Origin of the sequence: Methylophaga sp. UBA1464 (assembly GCF_002325665.1) — a bacterium.
In the GTDB taxonomy this organism is placed as follows: Bacteria; Pseudomonadota; Gammaproteobacteria; order Nitrosococcales; family Methylophagaceae; genus Methylophaga.
Genome location: NZ_DCSO01000027.1, coordinates 39,669 through 47,232 on the forward strand (window position 1 = coordinate 39,669; position 7,564 = coordinate 47,232).

Below are 7,564 nucleotides of genomic sequence, written 5' to 3' on the forward strand. Positions count from 1 at the left end.
GGCGGTTTGAAATGGGATTGATTGATTTAAACTGTCCTTAACATTAAGTTTGAGTTATTAACATTAATCATGAGGCAAAATAACATTAAAAATACGAATTTAAATCGCCATTTTTGAGTTATTTTACGAATATGGATATTCAAAAAGGGTTCTGAGAAACCATCTCTTCAAATGTTAAAAAGCCCTCGAATCAGAGGGCTTTTTATTTGTATGATGTTGTAAACATGATTTCGAATCAAGTAGATATACATACCAAGCTACTAATCTTTATTCGCGTTCTCGTTCAAAATTAAATTCAATTCCACTTATAACATTACTGAAGTCATTTTCGTCAAGATAACCAAAATAATCCGTACTTAGTCCAATATCTAGAACTTGCATAAAATCTTGAAAATTGTACAAAGTCGGTTCACCGTTATTTTCAAGCAAATTTTGGCTAATACTGGCCGTTTTTGCTATCAAACATGTATATTGATATTGTTTATCTATAAGTGATGTATTACCGTTGGGATGAGCCGCTTGGAGGTGTTGTCCACTGGTCAAAGCAATAAGATTTTCATAGAAATCAACCAATTTAGGAAATTCATTCTTTTGTGGCTCCATTTTTTGATTTCAGAGTAGATGCGTTCTTTAACCTCTTTATCAGCTATATCACCAACTATATATCCAGAATCGAACTCACAAATGTTATTCACTTTTTGTATACTCATTCTTCTGGGAAGAAGTTCATTAGTCGCAACACATTGAAAATTTTCCATTTTGAATCCGTAACAACCAACTCCCGCCGAGCTAAATAGTGATATGTATGTGAGCTGCTTATTCTTTAACATCTACCTGCCTTGATTCATTCTTAAATTTTGTCAAATCACGGCATTATCTCATGGTGAGCTTACTCAATGTATGTTCACTGAGAAAATATCATTCTCAAAGCTAAACGCCCTTCATACAATTGATGGTTTTGTGAGAATTCTTTTAAGGTCACTTTAAACACTGATGTGTTTAAGAAGATCAAATCAATTAATGCATTTGATTTTATAATTTAGTTAGGCGACTGAATTGCACCAAACATGTTTCAAGATTTTCTTTCCAAGTTTCGCTACCATTCCCCTTAATATACATGCCTCCTGCTGCCATGTTTAAGTGGCAAATCACGACACTAAACGCATAAACGAGATGGTCGGGATCTTGAAAATGACTATCGAGAACTTTATAAAGCCTTTTAAAGGACTTGGGATGTGTGGTTTCCTTAAATTCTCCTGCTAATATATCTTGAGTTGTTATAACGAGGGCTGCAATTACAACTCCAAGCCCCCGTTTTAATAAAATACTTTCATCAGCCACCCCTTCAAGAATCAAATTTGTGGCGAAAAAATCTGCCTCACTTTCTTCAGCACGTGACTCTTCATCATTAACAGGCATATTCTTATGCCCGCAATAAATATGTGCTAGTTCATGATGAATAATCCATGATACTGAACACAAATATAGTTCATTCGCAACTTGAACATCTTCGTCCGTGTGGGTTAAATATTTTGTGGGCATAGGTAAATCAGATGGCCACTCAATACTGGGATTTTGACTTAATTGCCCTATTCCCCAGTTATATAAAGATATAGCTTTTTGTGACCTGTCACTAGAATATATATCTAAGGGATTTCTATCTTCTTGGTTTAATGCAAAGTATTCTTGATAAAACACATAAAACGCATAACATGCACACCACAGGTATTCTAATGCCACAGTTGGTAACTTAACTTCTTTCTTCTCAGTATCTACCCTAAAACTGAACTCTTTATCGTTGGTGAATATGATGCTAGGGTCATAATTAAAAATAAGTGTTTCTAGTTCATAAATTTTTTCTGGAGCTATTCTTGTTACTGAATTTATCAAATCTAAATCTAAGACTCTAATAGGCTTCATTTACCACGCTCTTATCACCATGAAAAATTAATTAAATCTAATCAACTTCAGAATTTTGATGTGAAACTCAATGTCCCAATTCAGTTAACTGATACTTGCTTAAATCATCTAATAATTTGGGCCAAACAAGGCCACGCTCATTTAAGATTGCAGCGACTTCTTGATTTAATGCGATCGGCATAGACCTTCGTGCTATGTCCTCATAAGCAGCTATCAACTTATCAGCAAGAGCTTTAAATTCTGTCAATTCGGAGACAGAAAAATCAGATGATGGATTGGCATCTTTTGTAGAGCAGATCAATGGTCCAACGAAGAAAGGTAATTTTTTATTACCTGGGTAATTATTTTCTACCCACTGTAAATGATCGGTTAATTGGCCAATATCATCTTTGGTGTACTGCCCCACTTTATTGGTTTTGGCTTCAATAACTAGAGCAATACCATCATTTATCCAAAGATTGTCAGGACCTGTACCATGCTCATTATCTGGTCGAGTTGAATTCAAACCTAAATATTGACCAAGCCATCTAATAGCCTCTTCGGTTTGATTTACAGTTCCTGTATTGTCCAATTTTTCTAGATTTGAATATAAATATTTTGGTACTGAGACTGATGCACTTTTAGTAATGGAGAATTCATTAACAATATTTTCAACTTGTTTTGAAACTTGAGCCGAAGTTAAGGCGGGTCCCTCACCAATAACCCTGGGAAGTTCTTTTGTTACTCCATGTGCCCTTTTGTAATAGTGATTAGCCCTATCACGATCACCAAGTAAATCAAAACAACTTCCTATCCACAATGCATACCATGAACCTATTCCAGAGCTATATGAAAATGCCTCTACTAATATTTTATCTAATATCTTAATAGCCCCGGAATAGTCTCTGTCCCAATATTTTTTTATAAAACTCGTTTCAGCTAACGCTAATTTCTTTAGTATTTCATCTGTTTCAATAATGGCTTCAGTATCACAATCATCCATAAATTGTTCATAAGCATTTATCCAGTTAATGTCTCGATTGAGGCAAGCATTAGCTGCTGGAGAAATATCATCCGCTGAATTACAATTCTCTGATACTTCCAAACCAAGTTTAATTTGCTTCTGAACAAAAGGGGGTAAATAAGCTTGGTTTCTAGGCGTTAATAACCATTTCACATATTCTCTGCCAATAACTATAACTACCCCATGATCGCTCATTCCTCTTGAAATTCTCCCAAGGCTTTGAATAATTCTGCAAGCTATAGTTGAGCGTAGAATATTTGATAACCTTAACGATTCCCACATATACCTGTCTAATAAACCTGTTCCGGTTGGTAGACCATCCATAACTAGATGTCGGCAAGTGTCTCCAGGTAAATCAATTCCGTCGTACCTGGCTGTCAACACTAAAGTATTGGGTGCAGTTGATCCTTTAAAGGAAACCAAATCTTCTATCATCGAAGTGTTATTGGATACGTGACCTACATCATTCCAACTCTCAGCCAAATGATAACTAGGAACTAGAATTAGTGTTTTGCGATCTGAAATAAATTCTTTGGTGGTGTATCTATCATCATCAACACCGTAAACTTGTTCAGGGAAGAGGATCAATCTTTCACATTGACCTGCAGATGTAGCTGGTTCAACTACATAATCCAGCTCTTGACCAAATGTTCTAATGAATGAATCCGATGTAAGCATGGTGGCACTTAGATATACCCTCCGAATACTCTCTTGAAAATAAGTTAGATTAGAAATAGGGATAATGGGTGGAATGATTTGTATGCTTCTACTAGATACTAAATACGCACATAAATTCAAATGATCTTTAAGATGTTCCCATGCGAATGTAGTGTTCGAATTAGCTGGGACATCACTATTAAATAGTAGCCGATGAATCTCAGCTTGATTCTTAATTACCTCAAAAGGTGGAAGAAGCTCTACTTTGTTAAATTCCCCGGAAATTATTTCATCAAAACTTCCGATTCGACCAACAGCATGATAATAGGGCCGGAATAGCTCAATTAAAGAATGAAAAAGGTTAATATTTTCATTTTGTTTGATATTGATCGAAAAGTTATCTTTAATCATTCCCTCCGCAGCATGGGCATCATCAAAAATAATTGCAGAAATATCTTCACGTTTGAATTTAGATTTGCCATTGAAAAGTGCTTGGTAGGTAGTAAGACACGGAGCCTCTCCTCTATGGTACAGATCATTGCTATATTGACCTTTGTAATAAGTTGAAACTTTTAAACCATAGCTCTCAGCTTTTTCTTTAGTTTGTTCAATTAGCTGTATGGATGCACAAGCGTAAACTACCCTTCCTTTAGTTTCATTAACTAATGATTGAGCAACAAGTAAGCCTATAAGCGTCTTTCCAGCACCAGTGTTTAATACAATAGCAACATCATTTTTATCACGATGTTCATGCCAATCCCGAAGAGCATCACCTTGGCCAAGCCAGAGGTCATTAATTCCAACATCAGTTATTTTGGATTTATTTTTTTGGAAAAGTTCAATTGGGTCTAAAGGTCCAGCATCAGTTTTCTTAGCCTTTATTTTTCCGAAATCAAAAGCCATAACTTATTCCTATTCCTTTTCGTCTATATGGATAACCAGCTCTCATAAAGCTTTATATAACTCTTTAATAGTTCAGCATGATACGAATTATATTTAATAATTGCTTGTGCGAGATATACCCTCAAATCAAACATTTATTTACTCACAACAAGTATCTCACAAGAGAGCATTTGAATTTTAAAAGCTTTCGATAACTGAGTAGTCCACTACTATTCGATGACAATACCATTTTTAGTAATTTCAGGCATATTGAACGAAAAATTTGCCAAATTTATAGTATGTGTAAATGAAAAGTTTTGCTTATGTAGCTTTAATATATTATCCAGGCATTCTTTTAATTATTAGTGTTACTTAGGACATTCAAAAACTTATTTCTCCGGCTTGGCATTTGTCTCAATTAGTAAGTTATTAGTAGTCTATATTTAAAATAGGATTAAGAATGTTCTATATTTTAATCACTAACCTTGGATTGAAAGAATGTGGCATCCTCTCACAAGAGTACCCTTTTTGATTGCTCATCACTCTACATCCATTAATATGCATATCAACATTTGCATGCGTATGGCCAAAACACCATACATCGGCATATTGAAGTAAATCATCACAATCTGAAATAAACGCCGCAGCCATCTGGTCCATCTCAAAGTCAGGATGGTGGCAGATCAAGCTCGGCGCATGATGCGTCACAACAACCGTCTTACCCTCAAATGGTTCTTTGAGCTTTTCATGCAGGTATAACTTGGCTTTCTGATGAAGTAACAACGCATCTTGTGCAGTAAAACGGTTATCACCGTATTTGATAAATCTATGGTCGTTTAAATAAAACGAAATAAAGTCCATCGTTTTCTGTTTATCGAAACGCCCATCAAGTGCATAGTCCGTCCATAACGTAGAACCGATAAACCGAGCACCATTCAGTGTAATCTCGTCATTATCCAACAGGTGCAGCCTTGGATAGGGTTTTGCGAATAACCGCATTTCTTCTCTTAGTAATCTGATGTCATGTCGGTAAAACTCATGATTACCCGGAACATAAATGACATCTTTATCAAAACGTTTAATGAGCTTTACGGCAAACTGAAGCCCTTTCAGTCCGGTGTTAATGTCTCCTGCCAGAATAATAAGATCTGCATCTGATTCAGGCGGGATGAAGTAGTCTCCCATTTCAAGATGCAAGTCAGAGAAAAGTTGGAATTTCATAAAAACCTTTTGAAGTTAATATTAAGTGACCGGCTCATCAATATGCTGTTGGCAACGGGTCAACACATAGCCATATACGCTTACCGGCTCCCCGGGCTTCCCACAGCAGTCACATATTTCGGTTGAATCTAATTGAGCTTCATTAATCAGTTCAGTTATGCCTGGACCGCTAATTTCCATATAAACACGCAGTTCACCAAATTTTTCTTTCACTTGATTGACCAGCGGCAGTTCATGCTCCGAAATACCCTGACGTTTTCTATCTTCTGCTATCGCCTCAATCGCTTGTGATAGATTGAGCAGTAACTCGAACCAGCCTGAGCCGCATTGGAAGCCCCAGACCATCTGTGTTCGGTTTTCTGCGTCTGCTGCATCTCGATTGCGGTAGATGATAGGACAGCTTGAATACAGTGCCTTCGTTAACGTCTCACGCATGACTAAAACTCGTATTTCAATTTGATGGAGACTTCTTTTACTTTGCAGAAATTCTCATACATTGTCTGAGCACGCGGATGGAGCTTTCCAGGTGGTGTCAGAAACGTATAGCGTGAACCCGATTCGGTTATCCCTGTATTGGTTTCTCGGTCGTATTCTCGAATGACAGAGCTTAATCGATAGTGTTGCTCGTTCATGCTGTATCCCAGAAACTTCTCCGTCATAACATGCTCATACTCAATCATCAGAATATTCCAGTCCTTCATGATGATTTCACCGGGGGGCACATAAATATCCATATCGTTCTCCTTTGCGTTATAAGGTGCGTTAGTGAAGTTTCTTAGTTGATTTGGGCTTAGCCTCAGGGGGTACTGTGATGCCCAGCGTACGTTCAATGGAAATTCTGATATGGGAAGCGGAGAGCTGCGTCGACTTCTCCTTCAGGCACAGGCCTATAGCCTCTCTCAGGACTTCGTTTAACTGACGTACATTGACTTTATTCATTTGTAGCGCGTCGAGTGCTTCACTATCCAATGTCGAGATCATCAGGTTATCCACTTCAAGGTGCTTGATAATGTTCTCAAGGGCGAACGGCGCAATCTGTCGTAACTGCTCAAGGGTTGGCTCACTTACCCTTACTTTCTTCAGCCGACTTAAAATGGGCTCATCTATATTTTTTTCTTCGTTCGCGGTGAGAATAATGCAGATATTCGAAGCATCCATGGGAACCTGAACAAACTCATCCTGAAACTCTTTGGCGGTCTCAGGTTCAAGCAACGTCAGTAAAGAATTATTGACGTTTCCACCATTGATGAATTTATTGTCAGCTTTATCGATTTCATCCAGAAACAACACAAAGTTAGCAATACGGTTCTGCAAAAGATGTGATGCTACGAGGCCAGGTTTGGAATTACCCCACTGTGAACTCGTACCCACCAAGACCATTCCCGCCGTCGTGGCGGCAAGATCGACTTTTTCAAAGCCCAGACCAAGCAATTCAGAAAGCTCCCTGGCATAGTGTGTTTTTCCTGTGCCTGGCGGTCCCAGTAGTAAGATAGGCCAGAAATAAACACCCTTTGAAGAACTGTGCAAGGAAATCATCAACTCATTAAATATGGCATCTGTTGCCTCGTTAAAGCTCGGAAATTTTTGGCGTAAATGTGCCTCAATTTCAGCTAAACGTTCACGGGTCAATTTGACTCGGATCCTGACATCAGGTAGCTTTTTAAAGAGGTTTGCACTTTGATTGAGAACATCTTTTGACAGCGTCTCCCGGCGGTCCGACAGGGCGACTGGATCAAATAATTTGATGAATTGCGTTAACTTAGTCATGACTGAGGATCTCATGTGAGCGTCTAAAATCTTGAATAGCCCGAGAGTGGCCATCCAAAATTTCATAGAGGTAGTGCTGGGTATCAAAACTCTTCGGGGGTTTGGTAGTGGCTT

7 protein-coding genes are annotated in these 7,564 nt (G+C 37.9%); all 7 read right to left on the minus strand.

The features are described from left to right. Window positions 1-267: 267 nt before the first annotated feature. A complete protein-coding gene (locus B3O33_RS02965; protein WP_136555192.1) occupies window positions 268-603 on the minus strand; it encodes a hypothetical protein in 336 nt (111 codons plus the stop codon). 429 nt (window positions 604-1,032) lie between these two features. Continuing rightward, complete coding sequence (locus tag B3O33_RS02970; protein WP_136555685.1) at window positions 1,033-1,920, minus strand: phage exclusion protein Lit family protein; 888 nt, start codon at window positions 1,918-1,920, stop codon at window positions 1,033-1,035. A 67-nt stretch (window positions 1,921-1,987) separates the two neighbouring features. Then, window positions 1,988-4,483, minus strand: a complete 2,496-nt coding sequence (locus tag B3O33_RS02975) for a DEAD/DEAH box helicase family protein (RefSeq protein ID WP_136555687.1) — start codon at window positions 4,481-4,483, stop codon at window positions 1,988-1,990. Between the two features lie 444 nt (window positions 4,484-4,927). Further along, window positions 4,928-5,683 carry a metallophosphoesterase gene (locus tag B3O33_RS02980; protein ID WP_247870143.1) on the minus strand — a complete coding sequence of 252 codons (756 nt, stop codon included), beginning with the start codon at window positions 5,681-5,683 and terminating at the stop codon, window positions 4,928-4,930. Window positions 5,684-5,704: 21 nt separating this feature from the next. After that, on the minus strand, window positions 5,705-6,118 hold the full coding sequence (locus B3O33_RS02985) for a hypothetical protein (protein ID WP_292359633.1): 414 nt from the start codon (window positions 6,116-6,118) through the stop codon (window positions 5,705-5,707). Between the two features lie 2 nt (window positions 6,119-6,120). Beyond that, window positions 6,121-6,417 (minus strand): hypothetical protein, encoded by a 297-nt coding sequence (locus B3O33_RS02990; protein WP_168800228.1) that lies wholly within the window; start codon window positions 6,415-6,417, stop codon window positions 6,121-6,123. A 28-nt stretch (window positions 6,418-6,445) separates the two neighbouring features. Beyond that, a complete protein-coding gene (locus tag B3O33_RS02995; protein WP_292359635.1) occupies window positions 6,446-7,450 on the minus strand; it encodes an AAA family ATPase in 1,005 nt (334 codons plus the stop codon). Window positions 7,451-7,564 lie beyond the last annotated feature (114 nt).

What these genes read in the sequence shown, in the direction of transcription:
- B3O33_RS02965 (WP_136555192.1), bottom strand. Translation starts at nt 603, where the DNA reads ATGGAGCCACAAAAGAATGAATTTCCTAAATTGGTTGATTTCTATGAA.
- B3O33_RS02970 (WP_136555685.1), bottom strand. Translation starts at nt 1,920, where the DNA reads ATGAAGCCTATTAGAGTCTTAGATTTAGATTTGATAAATTCAGTAACA.
- B3O33_RS02975 (WP_136555687.1), bottom strand. Translation starts at nt 4,483, where the DNA reads ATGGCTTTTGATTTCGGAAAAATAAAGGCTAAGAAAACTGATGCTGGA.
- B3O33_RS02980 (WP_247870143.1), bottom strand. Translation starts at nt 5,683, where the DNA reads ATGAAATTCCAACTTTTCTCTGACTTGCATCTTGAAATGGGAGACTAC.
- B3O33_RS02985 (WP_292359633.1), bottom strand. Translation starts at nt 6,118, where the DNA reads ATGCGTGAGACGTTAACGAAGGCACTGTATTCAAGCTGTCCTATCATC.
- B3O33_RS02990 (WP_168800228.1), bottom strand. Translation starts at nt 6,417, where the DNA reads ATGGATATTTATGTGCCCCCCGGTGAAATCATCATGAAGGACTGGAAT.
- B3O33_RS02995 (WP_292359635.1), bottom strand. Translation starts at nt 7,450, where the DNA reads ATGACTAAGTTAACGCAATTCATCAAATTATTTGATCCAGTCGCCCTG.